The 21309-nt window shown below is 57.3% G+C and carries 16 protein-coding genes; 1 reads left to right on the top strand and 15 read right to left on the bottom strand.

The features are described from left to right. A partial coding sequence (gene tssI, locus M9827_RS09700; protein WP_250605259.1) for a type VI secretion system tip protein TssI/VgrG occupies window positions 1–535 on the bottom strand: 535 nt, incomplete at its 3' end. A 372-nt stretch (window positions 536–907) separates the two neighbouring features. Here tssI and M9827_RS09695 point away from each other — a divergent pair. Next, complete coding sequence (locus M9827_RS09695) at window positions 908–2209, top strand: OprD family porin (RefSeq protein ID WP_250605258.1); 1302 nt, start codon at window positions 908–910, stop codon at window positions 2207–2209. 38 nt (window positions 2210–2247) lie between these two features. Here the strand turns inward: M9827_RS09695 and M9827_RS09690 are convergent, their stop codons facing one another. The 14 genes from M9827_RS09690 to M9827_RS09625 all read right to left on the bottom strand — a co-directional run bounded on the left by M9827_RS09690 (window position 2248) and on the right by M9827_RS09625 (window position 21123). After that, window positions 2248–3450 carry a hypothetical protein gene (locus M9827_RS09690; RefSeq protein ID WP_250605257.1) on the bottom strand — a complete coding sequence of 401 codons (1203 nt, stop codon included), beginning with the start codon at window positions 3448–3450 and terminating at the stop codon, window positions 2248–2250. A 242-nt stretch (window positions 3451–3692) separates the two neighbouring features. Continuing rightward, window positions 3693–4313 carry a transglycosylase SLT domain-containing protein gene (locus M9827_RS09685; protein WP_250605256.1) on the bottom strand — a complete coding sequence of 207 codons (621 nt, stop codon included), beginning with the start codon at window positions 4311–4313 and terminating at the stop codon, window positions 3693–3695. Between the two features lie 45 nt (window positions 4314–4358). Further along, complete coding sequence (locus M9827_RS09680; protein WP_250605255.1) at window positions 4359–5297, bottom strand: carbohydrate kinase family protein; 939 nt, start codon at window positions 5295–5297, stop codon at window positions 4359–4361. Window positions 5298–5310: 13 nt separating this feature from the next. Continuing rightward, window positions 5311–6807: a xylulokinase gene (gene xylB, locus M9827_RS09675; RefSeq protein ID WP_250605254.1), complete on the bottom strand. Its 1497-nt coding sequence runs from the start codon at window positions 6805–6807 to the stop codon at window positions 5311–5313. 204 nt (window positions 6808–7011) lie between these two features. After that, window positions 7012–8484 carry a mannitol dehydrogenase family protein gene (locus M9827_RS09670; protein WP_250605253.1) on the bottom strand — a complete coding sequence of 491 codons (1473 nt, stop codon included), beginning with the start codon at window positions 8482–8484 and terminating at the stop codon, window positions 7012–7014. A 15-nt stretch (window positions 8485–8499) separates the two neighbouring features. After that, a complete protein-coding gene (locus tag M9827_RS09665) occupies window positions 8500–9603 on the bottom strand; it encodes an ABC transporter ATP-binding protein (RefSeq protein WP_250605252.1) in 1104 nt (367 codons plus the stop codon). Window positions 9604–9738: 135 nt separating this feature from the next. Continuing rightward, complete coding sequence (locus M9827_RS09660) at window positions 9739–10569, bottom strand: carbohydrate ABC transporter permease (protein ID WP_250605251.1); 831 nt, start codon at window positions 10567–10569, stop codon at window positions 9739–9741. 8 nt (window positions 10570–10577) lie between these two features. Next, window positions 10578–11504 carry a carbohydrate ABC transporter permease gene (locus M9827_RS09655; RefSeq protein ID WP_250605250.1) on the bottom strand — a complete coding sequence of 309 codons (927 nt, stop codon included), beginning with the start codon at window positions 11502–11504 and terminating at the stop codon, window positions 10578–10580. Between the two features lie 173 nt (window positions 11505–11677). Then, window positions 11678–12988 (bottom strand): ABC transporter substrate-binding protein, encoded by a 1311-nt coding sequence (locus M9827_RS09650; RefSeq protein ID WP_250605249.1) that lies wholly within the window; start codon window positions 12986–12988, stop codon window positions 11678–11680. Window positions 12989–13330: 342 nt separating this feature from the next. Further along, window positions 13331–14236, bottom strand: a complete 906-nt coding sequence (locus tag M9827_RS09645; protein ID WP_077573033.1) for an AraC family transcriptional regulator — start codon at window positions 14234–14236, stop codon at window positions 13331–13333. A gap of 78 nt (window positions 14237–14314) precedes the next feature. After that, window positions 14315–15172 carry a phosphatidylinositol-specific phospholipase C domain-containing protein gene (locus tag M9827_RS09640; protein ID WP_250605248.1) on the bottom strand — a complete coding sequence of 286 codons (858 nt, stop codon included), beginning with the start codon at window positions 15170–15172 and terminating at the stop codon, window positions 14315–14317. 159 nt (window positions 15173–15331) lie between these two features. Next, on the bottom strand, window positions 15332–16642 hold the full coding sequence (locus tag M9827_RS09635) for a glycosyltransferase (protein WP_250605247.1): 1311 nt from the start codon (window positions 16640–16642) through the stop codon (window positions 15332–15334). A 129-nt stretch (window positions 16643–16771) separates the two neighbouring features. Next, window positions 16772–20596 (bottom strand): hypothetical protein, encoded by a 3825-nt coding sequence (locus M9827_RS09630; RefSeq protein ID WP_250605246.1) that lies wholly within the window; start codon window positions 20594–20596, stop codon window positions 16772–16774. Window positions 20597–20763: 167 nt separating this feature from the next. Then, window positions 20764–21123, bottom strand: a complete 360-nt coding sequence (locus M9827_RS09625) for a response regulator (RefSeq protein WP_250605245.1) — start codon at window positions 21121–21123, stop codon at window positions 20764–20766. Window positions 21124–21309 lie beyond the last annotated feature (186 nt).

The following is a 21309-nucleotide window of genomic DNA, read 5'->3' as shown; positions in this document are numbered from 1 at the left end:
GTTTGTGGCCGCTGCTGCTGTGCTGGAAGTGGAAGTGAATGCCTTCCTCTTCGCACAGGCGCTGGATGAAGTGCAGGTCGGATTCGTCGTACTGCACGCAGTATTCGCGTTGCGGGTATTCGGCACCGAGCTGGAAGCTGTAGGCGTCGGCGAGGATGCCGCGATCTTCCAGGACCTGGGCGATGATCTTCGGCACAGTCAGTTGCTGGAAAATCTGCTGATCGTGGTTGTGCCGCAGGTAGGCCAGTTGTGGCACCAGGCTGAGGCTGTAACGGGTCAGGGTTTTGCCGGAATCGCCTTGCTCGATGCGATAGACCAGACCGTGGATCTTGCCTTCGCCGGTCGGGCCGAAGGTCAGGACGCCGGGCTTGTGCAGCAGCTCTTCGAGCTTGAGGTCGGGGCGGGCGCTGACGAGTTCGAGGTCGAAACGGAACGGTTCGTTGAGGGCTTCGCGACCGGTGAAGCTGAGGACTTGCAGGTCGGCGTTGGCGCCTTCAAGCGTGAGGGTAATGTGGGTTGCGTTGGCGTCCAGCATGCCTTGAATTCCGTCCGTTGAATAAGCAGGGGACGGATGATGGAGGATTAAGCGGCCTCGTTCAAGGCGCAAAAGCCGTAGGTCTGGCAGGTTTGCGGTATAGGGAAAACCCTTAGGTGAGGTGTTTCGTCCAATGAAATCGGGCGCTTGTCACGAATTGGCGCTCATTGCCGGCGACTTTTCCCACGACCCCGGGTTGAAGAATCATCAGTCAGATACAGACTAAAGTCGCCTGTAGCACGTCAAAGCCATCTGCCATCATTGCCGTTCACCCTTGCGTGTCCACTTCCTCCCGGCTCATTCCGACCTGGGACGGGAGCTATTTTCTGGCTTGTTGCGCGCTGCGCAAACGCTGCATTGTTGGAGTTTTTCATGCGTCCCCCATTTCCCCTCATCACCCCGCGCCAGTCGTTTGGCTTCGGAGCCTTCGTGCTGTGCGCAGGTTTTACCGCGCAGGTTCAGGCCAGCGGATTTTTTGAAGACACCACGGCGAAAATCGAATCGCGCACGGTGTACTTCAACCGCGATTTCCGTGATGGGCACACCGCGAACGATCAGGGCGCCTCCAAGCGTGAAGAGTCGGCTCAGGGCTTTATTCTCAATCTGCAATCGGGCTACACCGAAGGTGCGGTGGGGTTTGGTATCGATGCGCTGGGCATGCTCGGTTTTCAACTCGATTCCAGCCCGGACCGCAGCAACAGCGGCTTGCTGCCCTCCAGCGGCAACGACCCGCGCGGCTCGAAAGGTCAGTACGCGAAAATGGGCCTGACCGCCAAGGTCAAGGTCTCGGACACGGTGCTGAAGTACGGCGCGCTGCTGCCGGATCTGCCGTTGCTGAAATACAACGACGGTCGTTTGCTGCCGACGATGTTCAATGGCGCCATGCTCACCTCTAAAGAGGTCAAAGACCTGACCTTCATGGCCGCGCGCCTGGACAAGTACACCGCGCGTGACTCCACCGATTCGCAAGACATCCGCGTGCACTGCAAGAACAAGCGTTATGCGTGCAACACCACCGCCGACCATTTCGACATGTACGGCTTTGATTACAAGATCAATGATCGCCTGACCGCGCAGTATCACTACGCCGAACTGGAAGACATTTATCGTCAGCACTTTGTCGGGCTATTGGGTAATCAACCGTTAGGTGGCGGTGTACTTAAGGCGGATCTGCGGGTGCTGAAAAGTGCTGACAGCGGTGATGCCAAGGCCGGTTCTATCGATAACCGTGCGCTGAGCGGCATGCTCTCTTACGCGCACAGCGGTCATACCTTCAGCGCCGGTTGGCAGCGCATGAACGGCGACAACTCGATGCCGTACCTCGATGGCAGCAACCCGTATCTGGTCAACTACGTGCAGGTCAACGACTTCGCCGCCGCGCAGGAACGCTCGTGGCAGTTGCGTTATGACTATGACTTCAAGGTTATTGGCATTAATGGTTTGAGTTTCCTGACGCGCTATGTGAACGGTGATCACATCAAGGTGTTGGGCAGTGATCAGGAAGGGAAGGAGTGGGAACGCGACAGCGAGTTGAAGTATGTGATTCAGACGGGCACGTTCAAGGATGTGAGTCTGCGTTTGCGCAATGCGACGTATCGCACCAACTACGAGAAGTTTGCCCGGGATGTGGATGAGACCCGGTTGATTGTGAGTTATAGCTTTTCGGTCTTGTAAAAGGGCCAGGGGCGATGCTGCCCTGGCCCATTATCAGGTCAGGGCAGTGTGCTTATGAAGGCTCTGATTTTCGAGCCTGCCTGAAACGAGCCGACCGCTTCCAGTGCCGAGCTTGATATCGCTTCTCCCACGTATTCGTCAGTGCCAGCGGCAGGTTGAATACTGTTCAAGCCACCATTCGGGCTCCAGGTAAAGACAGTATTGGGTATGGAGAGGTGCTCGGAGGCGCAAGTCATGAGTGCTGTATCAACACTCACGGCCAAGGCGTCAACACGGCAGTTATTGAAGTTTTGCGGCGTTGGCAGCGGGTCTGCATCGTCTGTTGAAGTGCGCCAGAAGGCCGGGATTTCTTGGTTCTGTGCTGGGAGGACTTTAACGATGGCGGAGCCGTTGTTATTGAAATGTACGACTTCCACCGGATAGTTTTGGGTGGACACCAGTGTTTTCGCCTCTGCATCAGGTCCTGACCAGTAGGTTGCAGCGGTAAAGTTGTTGGCGTAATGGCAAGTGCCTGCAGCCTGACTCTGGCTATTGATGCCCACCACTTCGCAATACGTCGCCGCTGGGGGGAGTTTCAGCGCTTTCATGACGTACTTTGTGCCGTTGAACGTGGCGATTGTGGCCTTCGGGTTTCCCAACAGGTGTGGACAATTGAGTGCCACGAGCGTGGTGCTATCGACATTGGAATCAATAATAGCGGCGACCCGACAATTGTCATTTCGGACTGAGACCTGGACCGGTTCACCTCTTTTTTCAAAGGGCCACACCACGGCGGTGTTACCCAAAAGGGTAATACTTTGGCCCGCCACATTGCCAAAGAGCGTCGCGGCGCGTAGTTCTGCTCCGGTATCAAGCGGCAAGGGTTGCAGACGTTTGGGCTCCTCGTTGGGGAAGGCAACGGGCCAGAACACTGGTACCTTGCCCAAGACAGGTCCCAGAAGCTGATCACAGGTTCCTGTCATGATGTTCTGTGTCAGAAAGCTACTGTCGCAGGACCGATTGGCCTGCAAAGGTTTGAGGTTAATCAGCTTGGTCGGATTTGCATTTCTGAACCAGGCCTTTTTCACTCCGTTTTCGACGCAAAAGCCCAAAGCTCGGGTTGTTTCCAACACGCCAGACGCCCGGCACTCTCCTGTGTCAGGACCAACAGGTACCGGTTGGCTGGCCTGTACGTTGTTTATCAAGGTGAACATGGGTAGCAATGAGGCGACGGCGATAAGTGGTTTCACGAACGCGTTCATAAGATTTTCTTCCATGAGTAATGAAGGAGCGCCAGCACTCTCCTGCATCCAGTAGACAAACAAAAAACTCCCCTGCCTAGCTGTCAGAGTTGACAGCTAGGCAGGGGAGTTTTTTTCGTATAGAGAGCCACCAATGTCGTCGATGCAGGAGGTACCGAAGGCTGCGATCTTTGGAGCTTGCATCAAGATCAGAATCAAAAGATCGCAGCCTTCGGCAGCTCCTGCACGGGATCCCGGGACGACTACAACCAATGCCAGAACCGGCTCCAGAACCCCCGATTCAGATCCTCTTTGCATCCGCCATATTGCCGCGCATACACGTCCGAGCGGTTCTGCACTTTGCGCGCCGTTGGCATCAGCCAGGCCTTGCTCGCGTAGGTCTTGTTGCGGAACCCGCCCCAGCCTTCGTGGTAGTTGAGGTACTGGTTGTAGGCGTCGTACTTGTAGACGCCATTGATCGAATAGGTTTTGTCCATGTACCAGCCGACAAAGTCGATGGCGTCGTCGAAGTCTTCGCGGTCGGCCCAGTTGCGGCCGGTGCTTTTCTGGTAGTCGGCCCAGACTTCGTCTTTGGCTTGCGCATAACCTGAAGCGGTCGAGACGCGGCCCCACGGGATCACCCAGAGCAAGTATTTGCGCGGGGTCTTGGCGTCGTAGCGGTAGCCGGATTCCTGATACATGATCGCGAAGGGCACTTGAATCGGCACGCCCCAGCGTTTTTGCGTGACTTGCGCAGCGTCGTACCAGTCGCTTTTTTCGCGGAAGATTTCGCAGATGTCTTCCGGCGAGCGGGGCGGCGAGGTGCCGCACCCGCTCAGTAGCGTTGCCAGTGTCAGTAGTCCAAGCGTCTGCCTGTAATTCAAAAGCCGTTATCCCGTCGTGCGCAAAAAGGCCGACAGTCTACGCGCTCAGCTCAATTGGTGACGATAGGGCAGATCCGGGCCGGTCTTGCTGCAGGTCAGCGCGGCGGCTTGCACGGCGAACTTGAGCATGGCGTCGATCTGCTCGCGAGCGAGTTGCTGAACGCCTTCGACTGAATCCAGACCGTGCTCGGTCAGCCAGGTGATCAGCGCGGTCTGGAAGGTATCGCCCGCGCCAACGGTGTCGGCGATCTTCACCGAGGCCGCCGGTACCGACCAGCTGCCATGGCGGCGGCTGAACACGCTGGCACCGTCGCCGCCCCGGGTGAGGAAGACGATCTGGCAGCGGTGTTCGAGCCAGCCTTCGATTACGCGTTGCGGGTCCTGTTCGGGGTAAAGCAGGCTCAGGTCTTCGTCGCTGACCTTGATCAGATCGGCCAGTGGCACCAGCGTCGCGATGCGTTCGCGCCACAGGTCGATGTTCGGCTCAGGGTTGAGGCGTACGTTCGGGTCGAGGGTGATCAGGCGTTTGCCGCTTTCACGCTGCACCAGTGCGAGCAAGGTATCGGCGATCGGCTGCACCACCAGCGAGAACGAGCCGATGTGCAAGCCGCGAACATCCGGTCCCAGCACCGGCAGATGCGCCAGACTCAACTGCCGGTCCGCGCAGCCTTCACCACGAAAGCTGTAGTGCGGCGAGCCATTGGCACCGACGGCGACCATGGCCAACGTGGTCGGTGCGGCGAAGTCCACCAGATAGTCCGGGCACACACCTTCATCCTGCAGCACTCGCTGCAAGCGGCGGCCGAGGTAATCGGTGGACAGCCCGCCAAACAAGGCCGAGTCCACGCCCAGACGGCGCAAACCGACGGCGACGTTGAACGGCGAGCCGCCGGCAATCGCCTTGAAATTCACTTTCGAGGCCAGACCGCTGGCGTCGTCTTCACTGAAAAAATCAAACAGGGCTTCGCCACACACCAAATACATAATTGTTTGCTCTTTATAGGGTTGCGACATGCTGTTGATAGCGTTCATAGGCCTGCTGGAACGCCGCGACGTTGGCGGCAATCGGCAGGGTTTCACTGCTTGAATCGAGTTTCACGCAGCGCTGGCACAGGTCGGCGAGGGTGTCTTCGTGGCCGTTCGACCAGGATTTGCACCACGCCGCTTGAATCGCTGCGCCGAGGGCGGCGGCTTCGCTTTGTTCGGTGCAGATCACCGGGGTGTTCATGATGTCGGCGACGATCTGCCGCCACACCGCGCTTTTCGAACCGCCGCCGATCAGGCAAATGCTGCGGCTTTGTAAACCATTCTGGCGGAGCAAATCCAGTCCGTAACGCAGCCCGAAGGTCGTGCCTTCGACGGCGGCGCGGCACAGATTGGCCTGGGTCAGGTTGTCCAGCGTCAAACCGTGCAGACTGCCGGTGGCGTGGGGCAGGGCGGGAACACGCTCGCCGTTGAGGAACGGCAGCATGCTCACGCCGTCGGCGCCGATGGGGGCCTCGGCGACGAGGTGGTTGAACTGCTCAAGATCGAGGTCAAACAGCTCGCGAATCGCGCCGGTGGCGTTGGTCAGGTTCATGGTGCAGATCAGCGGCAGCCAGCCGCCACTCGACGAGCAGAACGTCGCGACCGAGGCGTCCGGGCTGACTTTCGGCACCTCGGAATAGGCGTACACCGTGCCGGAAGAACCGAGGCTCATGGTGATCGCGCCGGGCTGAATGTTGCCGGTGCCGATGGCGCCCATCATGTTGTCGCCGCCACCGCTCGATACCAGCGCGTCAGGGTTGATGCCGAGGTGTTCGGCGATGGCTGGGAGGATTGTGCCGACTGATTGATGTGCATCGATCAACTCAGGCAGTGCCGCTTGCAGGCGTCCGCTGGCGTCGATGTCGCGCAGCAGTTGCAAGTCCCACTGGCGGGTGCGCACGTTGAAATAGCCAGTGCCCGAGGCGTCGCCGTATTCGCTGCAGGCGCGGCCGGTGAGCCAGAAATTCAGATAGTCGTGCGGCAGCAGGATGCGTGCGATGCGCGAGAACACCACGGGGTGTTGTTCTTTGGTCCAGAGCAGTTTCGACACGGTGTAGCCCGGCGCGATGACCACGCCGAGGCGTTCCAGCGAGCCTTTTTCGCCGCCCAGATGAACCAGCAGGCGGTCGTTTTCGGCGCTGGTCTCGGTGTCGCACCAGAGCTTGGCCGGGCGCAGGACTTCACCTTGATCATCGAGCAGGACCAGGCCGTGTTGCTGGCCAGAGACGCCGATGGCGAGGATCGACTGACCGTCGACATTCGCCGCCAGCAATGCGCGGCGGGTGGCGAGGGCGAAGGCTTCCAGCCATTGCTGGGTGTCTTGTTCGCGGCGGCCGTTGGCGCCGCTGATCATCGTGTGCGCAGCGGCGCCCTGGCCGAGGACTTGACCGCTGACGGCGTCAAGGATGATGGCTTTGGTGCCTTGGGTGCCGCAGTCGATGCCGAGGAACAGTTGTTGTGTTGTCATGTGTGAACCACTCGGGTGTGGTGAAGATCAAGAGCTTACCCCCTCACCCCAGCCCTCTCCCCCAAGGGGGCGAGGGGGAAAGGGAGCCGATCGGGGGCTGTTCAAAATCTGAGTTTGACTCCAGACTTTCAGGTCGATGTAACTTGTACAAAACACTCGGTCAGTTCCCTCTCCCTCCGGGAGAGGGCTAGGGTTAGGGGCTTTTCAATCCAGAATCCGCTGCAAAGTCCGCGTCACACCCTCTTCACGCAAGCTGTTGCAGCACCACTCAAGCGCCGCGACAAACTCCGCCGAACGCGGGATCGCCGTGCCGAAAATCTCCTCGACCGCCAACAACCGCTGGGTGATTAAAGCATCGTCTGCCACCAACGCCTGACAAAACGCCGCGCGCGGATCGGGGATCGAATAGGTGTCACCATTCTCGTCCACACCTTTCAAATACAACGCCCACGCCGCCACCACCAACGCCGCGCGCTTGGTTTCCTGCCCATCGGCAATCAACCGGTTGATGGTAGGAATGGTGAACTTGGGAAACTTCGACGAGCCGTCTGAGCAGACCCGCTCCAGTTGATCGGCAATCGCCTGATTGGAGAAGCGCGCCACCAGCGTGTTTTTGTAATCCGTCAGGTCGATGCCCGGCACCGGCGCCAACTGCGGGGTCACGTCCAGATCCATATAAGCGCGCATGTAACGCACGAACAGCGGGTCGTTCATGGTTTCGTGAACAAACCGATAACCCTTCAAAAAGCCCAGATACGTCAGCGCCAAGTGGCTGCCGTTGAGCAGTTTGATCTTCATTTCTTCATAGGGCGAAACATCGTCGGTGAACTGCACGCCGACCTTTTCCCAGGCAGGGCGACCGTTGACGAATTTGTCCTCCAGCACCCATTGCACGAATGGCTCGCAGACCACCGGCCAGGCATCGTCGACGCCGTGTTTGTCGGCCAGTTGCAGGCGATGGGCAGTGCTGGTCATCGGTGTGATGCGATCGACCATGGCGTTGGGGAAACTGACGTTGGCGTCGATCCAGCTGCACAGATTGCTATCGCGCAATGTGGCAAACGCCAGCAGCGCCTTGCGCGTCACGGCGCCATTGTGCGGCAGGTTATCGCAAGACATCACGGTAAACGCCGGAATGCCCGCCGCACGGCGTTTTTCCAGGGCGGCACACAAGAAGCCGAACACGGTTTTCGGTGCCTCGGGATGGGCCAGGTCATGCTGGATCTGCGGCAGGTGGGCCATGAATTCGCCGTTACTGTCATCGATGCAGTAACCGCCCTCGGTGATGGTCAGCGAGACGATGCGAATCTGTGGGTCGGCGAGTTTGTCGATCAACGCCTGAGCGCTATCCTCGGCCAGCAACATGTCGCGAATCGCACCGATCACGCGGACTTCGGTGTCGTCGCTGTCGCCGAGTTCGAACAGGGTGAACAGGTAATCCTGCTCCTTGAGGTCGTCGCGGGCGCGGCGGTCCTCGGCGCGCAGGCCAACGCCGCAAATGGCCCAGTCGAGGGCTTCGCCGGTGTTCATCAGCGCATCGGTGTAATACGCCTGATGCGCGCGATGGAAGCCGCCGACACCAATGTGCGCGATGCCCTGGCGGGTGTCGCTGAGGCTGTAGGCCGGCAGTTGTACTTCAGCGGCCAGACGATGGAGGTTCTGTTGGTTGAGTTTCATCGGGGATTCTCGAAATCAGGCCGCAGCGCGCAGCGGACGGGTCAACGCGACACCTTCGGCATCGAATAAATGGCAGTGCGCCGGGTCGAGGTGCAGATTCAGTTGTTCGCCGTAACGGCTGGCCAGATCACCGCGCGCGCGCATGGTCAGGGCTTCGCCGGCAGTGGTTTTGACGTGGCAGAAGGTATCGCTGCCCAGGCGTTCGCTGACGTCTGCGGTGACCTGCAGCGTGCAGTCGCCCGGTTGCGCCAGCTCCAGATGCTCCGGGCGAATGCCCAGGGTCACGGCGCTGCCGACACTCAGATTGGCGGCGTTGAAGGGCAGGGTGATGCGCGTGCCGGCGTCCAGCGAGACTTCGCAGCTCTGGCCGTCGACACGGGCGATCTTGCCCTTGAGGAAGCCCATTTTCGGCGTGCCGAGGAACCCGGCAACGAAGAGGTTCGCCGGGTTGTGATACAGGTCCAGTGGCGAGCCGACTTGCTCGATCTTGCCGCCATTGAGCACCACGACCTTGTCGGCCATGGTCATCGCTTCGACCTGATCGTGGGTCACGTAGATCATCGTCGCTTGCAGGTCTTTGTGCAGGCGCAGCAGTTCCAGGCGCATCTGCACCCGCAGTGCAGCATCAAGGTTGGACAACGGTTCGTCGAAGAGGAAAATCTTCGGATTGCGCACGATGGCGCGACCAATCGCCACGCGCTGGCGCTGGCCACCGGAGAGCTGCTTCGGTTTGCGCTCTAGCATCGGCCCGAGTTCGAGAATGCGCGCCGCTTCGCCGACTTTCTTCTCGACTTCGGCTTTCGGCACGCCGGCCAGATCGAGGGCGAACGACATGTTCTTTTTCACCGTCATGTGCGGGTACAGCGCGTAGGTCTGGAACACCATCGCCAGATCGCGCTTGGCCGGGCTGACTTCGGTGATGTCGCGGCCATCGAGTTCGATGGTGCCGTCGCTCACTTCTTCGAGGCCGGCGATCAGCCGCAGCAGGGTGGATTTGCCGCAGCCCGAAGGGCCAACGAAGACCACGAATTCCTTGTCGTTCACTTCCAGGTCGATGCCTTTGATGATGGAAAAACCTTCGAAGCCTTTTTGCAGATTCTTGATTTTCAGGTTGGCCATGATGATGGGCCTCCGCATTGTTGTTTTTTTAAGATCAAAAGATCGCAGCCTGCGGCAGCTCCTACAGGAGAGTTATGCCGATACGACATTCCGAGTAGGAGCTGCCGAAGGCTGCGATCTTTTGCTTTTCAATCTTCATTTCACGGCGCCGAACGAGAGGCCGCGCACCAGTTGCTTCTGGCTGATCCAGCCGAAGATCAGGATCGGCGCACAGGCCAGCGTCGAGACCGCCGACAACTTGGCCCAGAACAAGCCTTCCGGGCTTGAATACGAGGCAATCAGCGCGGTCAGCGGCGCGGCTTTTGAGGAGGTCAGGTTCAGCGACCAGAAGGCCTCGTTCCAGCACAGGATCAGCGACAGCAGCACGGTCGAGGCGAGGCCACCTTTGGCGATCGGCAGCAGCACGCGGACCATTTCCTGCCACAGCGTGGCGCCGTCGAGGCGGGCGGCTTCGAGGATGTCTTTGGGGATGTCCTTGAAGTAGGTGTAAACCATCCAGACCACAATCGGCAGGTTGATCATCGTGTAGATCACGATCAGCGCGATGCGCGTGTCGAGCAGGCCGAAGCTCTTCGCCAGCAGGTAGATCGGCATCAGCACGCCCACCGGCGGCAGCATCTTGGTCGAGAGCATCCACAGGAGCGTGCCTTTGGTGCGCTGGGTTTCGTAGAACGCCATCGAGTACGCCGCTGGCACCGCGATCAACAGGCACAGGGCCGTGGCGCTGAACGAGATCACCACTGAGTTCCAGGCGAAACTGAAGTAGTCGCTGCGCTCGTTGATGTGCAGGTAGTTCTCCAGCGTCGGCGTGAAGATGAACTGCGGCGGCGTGGCGAAGGCGTCGATTTCGGTTTTGAAACTGGTCATCACCATCCAGAAGATCGGGAAGAAAATCATGATCGCGATGGCCCAGGCCAGGGTGCCGAGCAGCAGGCTTTGCAGCCGGCGGGATTGTTGAAGAGTCATGGCAGGCCTCAGGCTTTGTCAGTCAGGTTTTTGCCGATCATCCGTACCAGAATGATCGCGGCAATATTGGCGATGACCACGGCAATCAAGCCGCCCGCCGAGGCCATGCCGACGTCGAACTGCACCAGCGCCTGGTTGTAGATCAGGTAAGCGAGGTTGGTCGAGGCGTATCCGGGGCCGCCGTTGGTGGTGGTGAAAATCTCGGCGAACACCGACAGCAGGAAGATCGTTTCGATCATCACCACCACGGCAATCGGCCGTGCCAGATGCGGCAGGGTCAGGTGCCAGAAGATTGCGATCGGCCCCGCACCGTCGAGGCGCGCGGCTTCTTTCTGTTCCTGATCGAGGGACTGCATGGCCGTCATCAGAATCAGAATGGCGAAGGGCAGCCATTGCCACGAGACAATGATGATGATCGACAGCAGCGGGTAGTGCGCCAGCCAGTCCACCGGTTGCGCGCCGAACAGCTTCCAGATGTAGGCGAGGATCCCCGAGACCGGATGGAAAATCAGGTTCTTCCAGATCAGCGCACCGACCGTGGGCATGATGAAGAACGGCGAAATCAGCATGACCCGCACGATGCCGCGACCGAGGAACTCACTGGCCTCCAGCAAGGCACTGATCAGCACGCCGAAGACCACGCTGATCAGCAACACGCTACCGACCAGCAGCAGCGTGTTGGTGGCACCGGGCATGAAGCCCGAGTCGGTCAGGAAATAGGTGAAGTTCTCCAGCCCGACGAACTGGTTTTCACCGGGGTAGAGCAGGTTGTAGCGGATCATCGAAAAGTAGATGGTCATGCCCAGCGGCACGATCATCCACAGCAGCAACAGGGCCACCGAAGGGCTGACCAGAAACCAGCCGGGATTGCGTACGCGGACCTTGCGCGCAGGTTGCGACAGGTCGAGGTGGGCTTTGGCAGTTGAAGTATTCATGGTGATCACAACCAATTGGGTGCAGAAACATGTTCAGGAAAGACAACATTCCTGACATCGGCGCGGACCCTGTGGGAGCTGGCTTGCCAGCGATAGCGACAGTTCAGCCGACAGCAATGTTGAATGTGCCGACCTCATCGCTGGCAAGCCAGCTCCCACAGGTTTAGTGACGATTACTTGGGATAACCGGCGCGCTTCATCTCGCGTTCAGTGGTTTGCTGAGCGGCAGCCAAGGCTTGATCCACCGTGGTCTGGCCGATCAGCGCTGCCGAGAACAGCTTGCCGACCTGGGTGCCCACCGCCTGGAACTCAGGAATGGTCACCAGTTGTATGCCGATGTACGGCACTGGTTTCAGCGTCGGTTTGCTTGGGTCAGCCGCTTTCAGCGATTCCAGCGTGACCTTGGCGAACGGTGCGGCGCTCATGTAAGCGTCGCTGTAGGTCGAAGCGCGGGTGCCGGGCGGTACGTTGGCGATGCCGTCGGTTTTGGCCACCAGCTCGCCGTATTCTTTGGAGGTCGCCCAGGCGCTGAATTGTTTCGCGGCGTCTTTGGCTTTGGAGCTGGTCGGGATCGCCAGCGCCCACGAGTAGAGCCAGGCCGAGCCTTTGTCGGTGACCTGATGCGGGGCGAAGGTGAAGCCGACGTGATCGGCGACTTTGCTCTGGGTCTTGTCGGTGACGAACGAGCCGGCGACGCTGGCATCGACCCAGATCGCGCATTTGCCGCTGTTGAACAGTGCAAGGTTTTCGTTGAAACCGTTGCTGGAAGCGCCCGGCGGGCCGGATTTCTTCATGGTGTCGACGTAGAAATTCAGCGCGTTTTTCCATTCCGGCCCGGTGAATTCCGGCTGCCACTTCTCATCGAACCAGCGCGCGCCATAGGCGTTGGCAACCGTGGTGATCAGCGCCATGTTCTCGCCCCAGCCGGCCTTGCCGCGCAGGCAGATGCCGTACTGTTCCTTATCCTTATTCGTGAGTTTTTCGGCGAAACCGGCAATCTGTTCCCAGGTCGGACGCTCGGGCATGCTCAGGCCCGCATTCTTGAACAGGTCGGTGCGGTAATAGGTGATCGAGCTTTCCGCGTAGAACGGCAGGGCGTACAGCGAACCCTTGACCGACAGGCCTTCACGCACCGACGGAAACACGTCGTCGAGGGCGTAACTGGCCGGCAGATCCTTCATCGGTTCCAGCCAGCCTTTGGCGCCCCACAGTGCCGCTTCGTACATGCCGATGGTCAACACGTCGAACTGACCGCCCTGAGTGGCGATGTCGGTGGTCAGGCGTTGGCGCAGGACGTTTTCTTCGAGCACCACCCAATTGAGCTTGATGTCCGGATGCTCGGTCTCGAAGGTTTTCGAGAGCTTTTGCATGCGGATCATGTCGCTGTTGTTGACGGTGGCGATGGTCAGGGTCTGGGCGCCAAGGCTGACGCTACTGAGGGTCATGCAGGTGAGGGCAAGCAGAGCTTTTGCAGTGGGTTGCATCGTGCACTCCTTTTCTGCACCCGGCGGGTTACAGAAGGACAGTTATTGTTTTTGTGTCTTCCTGTGCAGGAAGAATGTGCGCTGATTACAGCCTTCAATCGCAGGGCTGACAAATCATCCCTAGCACTTTGATCGATACTTTTTTGCACTGGGGTTTGGCGGAGAAAACGCAAGGAAGGGGTTTTCAGAGCGGTGTGGCTTTCGATAGCGTATTGGTTTCAGCAGCAAATGCGCAAACCTGTGGGAGCTGGCTTGCCAGCGATAGCGGTGGGGCAGTCAATGAAGATGTCGGCAGTGAGGGCCCCATCGCTGGCAAGCCAGCTCCCACATTAGTCCGGAGTGTCAGTGGTGGTTCTGTTCAGTCAGGCGCTGCACCGCGAGTCGGCGATAGTGCGACGGCGTCATCCCCTTGAGCTGCTGAAAGCGTCGATTGAAATTGGAAATATTGTTGAAGCCCGATTCAAAACACACTTCGGTCACCGGTTTGTCGCCGTCGGCCAGCAACTCGCAGGATTTACTGATACGCAGCCGATTGACGAACTCGATGAAATTGCGCCCGGTGGCCTGTTTGAACACGCGGCTGAAATAGGTCGGCGTCATGCCCAGATGCTCGGCCACTTCCTCCAGGGAAATGTCGCGGGCGTAGTGGCTGAAGATGTAATCGACCGCGCGGTTAGTGCGGTCGATATTGTGTTCATCGGCCAGTTGCGGCGTGGTCGCACCGGACAGCAATTGGAAATCATCGCTCGCCGCGAGCAACTCCATCAGGATGAAGAAGTGCCCGAGGCGGGTGATGCCCTTGCTGTCGGCGATACGCTGCATCAGCGTCATGGCCTGGCGAATGGTGCGCTTGCAGCGAAACTCGATGCCGTACTGCGCGCGCTCCAGCAAGGGCGCCAGGGTTTTTAATTCGGCGAATACCTGGTGGCCACTCTCGAACAACTCGTCGGTGAAGTTGACCAGCATGTCGCGCTTTTCCACGACCTCGTCCTCGGCGACTTGACTGATCCAGTTATGCGGCAGGTTGGGGCCGGTGAGGAACAGGGTTTCGGGATAAAAGTTGCCGATATAGTCGCCAATGAACACCTTGCCGGAACTGGCAACGATCAGGTGCAGTTCGTATTCCTTGTGAAAGTGCCAACGCACCAGCGGGCATGGAAAACCGTGCTGGCGATAGATGATGGACAGGCCGTTGTGGTCATCCATCAACTCGTACGAAGGGTCGGTCACGCGGGCGGTTCGGGTCATGGCGGGGCACTTTTGTTGTTCTCCCGGCCGATCATGCCTCTTCCGGTTGTTGTGTGCCAGTGTCTGAAAACGTGCCGGTCAGGCGTTAGGCTGACGCACCTTGAGCAGGTTGGCTGCGCGGCAAAACTCAACGATTCGCGACTCTTCGATGAAATCGACATTGATGATATTGCACTTCCGCGCCCAGTCACTTTTGGCTGGATCAAACCAGGCGTCGAGCTCGGCATGAATATCCACCGGGCCACCGACCGCGCTGTAGCTGGTGGCAGACAGCGACCAAGGAGTCCAGACGTTGAACGAGTTCTTCATTAAATTGCCAATGAATTGTTGTAACTCACTGGCACTGGTAATTCCATTGCCCGACCACTCGTGCTGGATCGAATCGATAAATATACCGCTGTGAAGTTGCTGGTGAGAGCGCGCCGCGACCAAGACTCGCTGAGCAGGGCTGATACGCTTTAGTTGTTCCAGATTAAGCGTTCGGTTGTTTCGTGGAATCAGTCGATGACCCAATAGATGAATGATCATGTCGTTGAAGAACTTGTAATCGAAGTTGTCACCGGTCAGCTCGTGAAAGTCCACGATAATGAACTCGTCGGGGTTTCTGGCGAGAAAGTCATTGATGTCGCTCACCAGATGTCCCAGCGTCCTGGAGTTGCGGTGACCATTGTGATGCATTCGGAACTTGCCAAGACCTTCGGCTTTTTCATCGTAGGTCAAACGTATGTCAAGTACTCTGGAGCCGTGCTGGAGCTGGTGGTAGAACGTATTGTGCTGACACGCCAGCCAATGGCGCGGCGGGCCGAAAAAGGGATAAGAGGCTTGCCAGTCGCTGCCGGCGTTGTGTGTGCCGGGCAGTGTCAGTTCGAAAAGCGACAGGCTGTCGATAGCGGGGGTCGCAGTCATCCATTGATGATTACTGTATTGAATGTCCATTGTTTAAACCTGCATTAACTTGTTTTAGGGAAAGGCGCTACCGAAAGGGTTTATAAGTAGCGCTTGCAGGTTTTTATAAGGGGGATGTTATTTATAGGCAATCTGGAAATTGATGCGGTTTGTTTGGTGTTGTTGTCTGCATGCTGTTATTGGCTTTTATCAAGAGTCTTTGTCTTGCCCGATATGGCGGTTTTTTGCTTCGATCCATTGCGACATGTATTGCGTACTTTTATGCGAGTGATGGCGAAGCATACTTCCTGTGAAGTTGCTGGCTCTCAGGTCATGCAAGTTCTGTTGGCAATAACGCAGTTTTTCGATAAGCGCCAAACCGTGTACGGATTGCGAGTAGCGTTCATTGAGCAGCGTATATCCCGCGTGACTGGCCTCCTGCCAAAGCATCTCGTCCTTGTATAACGCCACGGCACTGTTGGCCAACTCAACAGCGCTGCTCGTAACGGCGCCGGGCCAGGCATGATCGCCCTGCATGCCCTCGGCGCCCACCGGAGTCGTGACGCTGGGAGTGCCACAGAGCATGGCGTCGACCAGTTTGCCCTTGATCCCGGCACCAAAGCGCAGGGGCGCCAGACAAACCCGTGCGGCAGACATGACCTGCAAGGCATCTTCGGCCCAGTTCATGATGTGGAAACCTTCGCTGGCGTTATGCAGCGCCGTGGCTTTGGGCGGCGTATAAGCGCCGTAGATGTGCAATTGGGCCTGGGGCAACTGTTGGCGAATCAGCGGCCAGATCGTGCTCTTCATCCACAGCACGGCATCCCAGTTGGGCGCATGGCGGAAGTTGCCGATGCTCAGGAAGTGTGCCCGTTCTGCAAATATCGCAGGTGTGGCCGCAGGCGGGTCGATCATCAACGGACACCAGTGCAGCAATTGCCGGGGCAGGCCGAACTGCTCGATCAGCAGTTCAATTTCCACTTCGGAGATCATCAGGTTCAGATCACAGCGATACAGCGCGGCGATTTCGCGTTTGGCCAGATCGGTCTCGGCCATCAACGCGAACTCGTCGCGCAGTGCCGGAGCAAATACATCACTGAAATCATTCTGGTCCGGATTGACCTTGAGGCGAGACTTGAGCCGCTGGTGACGCGCATGCCGCAGACTTTGCAGGTCGGAAGTCTCCAGCACGCGCAGTGCCTGAGGGCAGTGTTTTTCAACTCGCCAGCCGAACTGTTCCTCCATCATGAACTGGTCGAACAACACAATGTCCGGTGCCAGTTCACTGATGAAGTGATCAAAGCTGCTGTTGTTGAGTTCGATGGCGACTTCGCGGATGCCCAGTGCGGCCAGATCTGCTTTGTGCTCGCCAGGCCCGGCCGGACTGCTGAAGGTGATGTCCCAGCCTTGCTGCAGGAATGTTTCGAGGATCTGCATGACGTGCCCGCTCGCCGCTGAGGAGCGCGGCTCTGGCCAGACGTAACCGATGACCAGGACTTTGGTAGCGGCGGCTTGAATCATGGACAACTTTCCTTCACGGCGAACGAGGGGGTAAAAAAAGGGCGCAATTAAACCACAGGGGTGGGGTATGCGCCCGATTGTCAAAAATATCCCTCAATACCGCCGCTTGGCATCCTGCGCAAACCGCCTTCAGACCGGTGGGTGTGTCAGATTCAGCAAGAGCGGCCCCTTCAGAAATTTCCCCGCGTCGGTACCGTCTATGGCATGCCGGAGGGTGGCCAGGTTAGACACAAAGATGTCCGGATGGGTGCGGTACTGATCGATCAGCGAGACCGCCACTGAATAGGATTCGGCATTGATCAATGCCGGATGGTCCTGCACGAGTTTCGGCCAGTTGCCGAGGGTCGCCTCAAATTCTTCGAAGTCTTTGAGATTCGCAAAAGTGTGGTGAGGGTTGGCCAGATTCTTCGGGTGCGCCTTGCGAGCATTTCGAGCGAATTCCATCAGGCCTGCCGCATCGTATTCTGCCGGGGTAATACCGGCCAAAACTTCTCCGTAGTAGAAATCAAGTGTGCCTGGCGCGCCATGCGACATTTCGTGGACAAGAACATCGCCAATCCGGGCATCGTCGTACTTGGCCACCTGGTACCACTCATCCAGGTTGTCAGGATAGATCGCAAGGAATTTCGTTGCGCCGTCATCCAGGTGTGTACCCGCGTCGACACTGGCTTTCCAGTGTTTATAGGTTGTGGTTTTTAATGCAGCGAGGGTATCGGTTCCACGTTGGCGGAAAGACATGTGGTGCTGCCCCAATACTCCGAGATCCTTGCGCATGGCTCGCAGGTTCTTGCTCACGTAGTTGATGGCTTCGTCCGAGTCGGTGCCGAAAACGTATTTGACGATAGAACGAACGTCGTCATTTTCGATTTCCGACAGTAGCTGGAGTGTGTTGTCCAGTTTGCTCTGAGCAAGGGGGGTGGCTTTTTTCAAGTAGGCTTTTGTGTAGCTGAAAGGCGTCGATCGCTTGAATAACCTGAAGAATGAAAATTTTTCTCGCGGCTTGATGTTTTTCAGGGCCGGCCCCCAGGCGTGGCCCCGCAAGTTCAGCGCGAACCATTCATCGTTGTGTCGTGTCGCCCACACCTGAAAGATGTCCTGAGACGCTTGTGCAGGTCGCCACTCCGCGAGGCGAATAGTGTCGGGATCAATCGTCGCGGCCAAGTGCCGATGGGAGGTGGTGCCCGACCATTTGCGCGCGTCGGAAAGCACATTTTCCAGCTGGGCGAAACCGCTGTTGAATCCCTTGCGCAGCAGTTTGCTCCCCTTGAACAGCAGATCCGGTACGCCGTCCAGCGGGTTGAACACATTATTGACCAACCCCAGACCCACTTTGGCCAGTGCGCTGGCTTTGGTGGCAACGGTCATGGTTTTGGCAACGATGCTCACAACCTGTGCAACAGCGCCGACTACCAGCAGGATAGTCATCGCAGCTTCAAGGGCACACGCTCCGGCCCCTTGAGCTTGTCGCTCGACATCGTCGGAGCTCAAGTCTTCGATACAGGATTTGAAGGGCACTACGAAATTCAGAAAAGTGTCCAGATCCGCTTCCCGTTTTGCGCGCAGAGCCTCCAGGCGAGTCTGCCCCCAACATTCTCTGACCAGCTCATCATAGGTAGCGATCGGCCGGTGCTTGAGTACGAAATTCGTCAACGAGTCGAATTCGCTCGAGTAGAAACTCTGGTAATAACCGTTGATCTCCTTGGGGACCGGAGACGCTGGCAACTCACCGATTTTATCGATCACGCCCGAACTTGCCGCAATGAGACCGGGCGGTACTCCATGGGTATAACACTCGATATTCGTCGGCAATGAATGCACTGTCGCAGGAAGCGAGTAGCCTCTTTCGTCGCTGCGCACGCTTGTGCTCAGCAGACCTTCTTGTTCAATCAGCGCTGCCAGCCGTGGATTTTCGCGACAGGTCCCGTGCAGAGTGAAAAGTTCGTAACACGTCATCCGGCCTTCGAACTCGGAGCACAGGACTACACCATAACGGCCCTTTGCTCCCTCTATTTCTTTATGGCTTTCCGTCGGTTTGCTTGATGTCGCCCACAGGATCGCGTGAAGGGTCGACGACAGGGGATTGGTTGGCAGATTGGCGGGCATCTGGAGTTTCGCGACGGAGGGCCTGAGGCTGAAAATCGTCACTTTGCCTTTCAGCAAGCGCGCTCTATCCGCAATGGGCAGTGTGCAAAACGCTTGCTTCAAGTGCGTGCCCATCGCCTTCATATGCTTGAGGTAATCACGATTGAACTGTCGGTAAAACTCACCGTCAGGGGAAATCAGATTGGGCAGCATGTCAGGAAACGCTGTGTAGATGCTTTCTCCGGTCTTCAGGTCCCAGTCCTCGGTCGCCAGGTCGTTGGACATGTGCAACTCCACGGGCGATAGAGACATCCGGTCGCCGTAGGCGTCTTCCAGCGCATGGTTTTTCTTCTGATACATGACGTCATGTTCCAGATAGCTGCAGCCTTTGGCGACCTGCTTGAGGATGTCCAGTGCAACACTTTTGCGGGTAGGTAAAGGGCGGACCAGTGTGTCGGCCGTCTCGGCAAGTGTCCCGGCAAATCGGGCGTAAGCACCGGACGCTTTTGCAAGGGCATCCGTGATCGATTTCTCTACCTCATCCAGGGTGATGATTTTGTTGAGTAACGCCCAGTCAATCACGGCGTCTCCCGCTGCCAATGCGTCGAGGGTCTTGTGGAATCCGGACACCGGACCCAACTTCGACAGTTGGTGCAATCGGGCATAGGTCATTGACCGCGTCGATCCCGGTGCGACGGTTTCCTGCACTGCCACGATTCGGCAGAACTCGACCCATTGCGGGGTGCCCAACGCCACTGTCGCAGGCAAATCTTTCACCAGAAATTCCGGTGCAGCCTCTGCGAGCAGCAAGTGAGCGGCCAAAGCCGCATTTTTTTCAGAGATCCGGTGATGCTGGATGAGGTGATTTTCTAATGCCGTCTGAACATCGGCGAAGGACTTCTCGATATGCTCGACGGCGTATAAATCGAAACCTGCCACCTGATTACGCGGCTCTGGTTCACCGACTCGAGGATGAAGGTCGAGCAGCAGGGCAGTCAGCAGCATCTGCTTGAGCGATTCATCTGATTGCGGCTGATTATCTTGCGTGCCATACCAGCCCAGATCCCGGACAAAGGCGCGGGCCCATGTAAGCGCTATGGGGCTGGAAACAAGTCGTTGAATAATATCTTCGGCCTCCGAGCGTTCGAAAGGCGCCACGTGCCCGCCAAAGATGCTCTGCGAGAGTTGCTCCAGTAGCGAGCGATCTGCCACGTAACTGGTCATGATTCGACGCAACTCATTACGTTGATCTGCAGAAAGAGTGACCGAGTTGTCGACTCCAGACTTGATCATTTCCCAATAGTTACCGAGTAACGGGGCCGCTATCGGTGGTTGCGTCATGAATGTTGTCAGTCTGGTACATTCAGCGGCGGTTGTGGGGATCAAAAAATCATGAAACTTGAGCCATTGTTCCAGATCGATTTGTTCAGCCAGGGAAATGCTTCCCCCGGTCAGTTCCGCCATTTCAACAAGTATCAGGAAGTCATCTTTGAGGCTTGGTGCAAGTTTCAGTGCGTTGGCAAGTTGCAATGTTTTGCCTGAATATCTTGCGTATATTTTTTCTTCGCTCGTCACTGCAAACTGTGAGTGATCAGGGAGGTTCAACGTGACCATGAGCTTTTTGAAGGGCTCTTGATCGCACCAGTTCTGCAACATTTTTCTGCCAGGTTGCAAAGCACTGTCAAGCGTCGAGCCGGACTCGAGCGTAATGGTTGCGCCAGCCAGCGAGATCGCTTGCGAAGGGCTTAATGTTTTTTTGCGCTCTGTTAATTTGTAGATAACTTCCAGGCGTTCGGCGTGGTCAAGTTGAGTGCGGCGGGCTGGATTCGAAAAGTCGTTATGAATTGTCCAGTTTATGTTTGTTATGTTCATGGGAGATCCGTTTGTCTAATGTGCCGGATATCCTCATTTGTTATTTGTTGTTCATCAAGTGCTGCTGTGTAAGTGCGTTATTCAGTTTTTAATAAAGTTGAATTTTTGCTGGGGTGTGCAGTGCTGCCCCTTCGTCATTATTGGAAGGGGCGTAGTATAGTGTTGTGTTACTGGATAATGCTTTTAACTTTGTCGCGTAATTGATCAATCGAAAATGGCTTGCCGATAACATGCATGTCTGCTGGTACATCAATATTTTCGGCATAACCACTGGCAAACAGAATCGGCAGGGCGGGGCGCAGTTCGCGAGCTTTGTTTGCCAGTTCACGGCCGTCCATGCCTGGCAGGCCGAAGTCGGTCATCATCAAATCGATCGAGTTGCCCGCGTCTGCGAGAATCGCCAGCGCAGGCTCGCCATCATCCGCTTCGAGTACCTTGAACTCCAACTCCTCCAGCACATCGACGATCAGCATGCGCACGATGTCATCGTCTTCTACGACAAGGATGGTGGGGGCGGGGGTAGACATATTAAGGCTCTCGAAAGTCAGTTCAGGGTCGCCGGTCGATCAAAAGTGCCGGGCTCTTGCATCAGTAAGTGGCGCAGTGCCACAAGTTCCCTGCCTGCAACAAAAAAAGCATAGCCGCTGACGGGGGCGCAAGGATAACTGTTCAAGGCTGTAAACGTGCCGTTGTACGTAGGAATTTGCTGTGAA

It is taken from the genome of Pseudomonas sp. AKS31 (assembly GCF_023634765.1).
Lineage (GTDB): Bacteria > Pseudomonadota > Gammaproteobacteria > Pseudomonadales > Pseudomonadaceae > Aquipseudomonas.
Note: the sequence above shows the minus strand (reverse complement) of the source record. Positions and strands in the feature narration are given on the sequence as shown.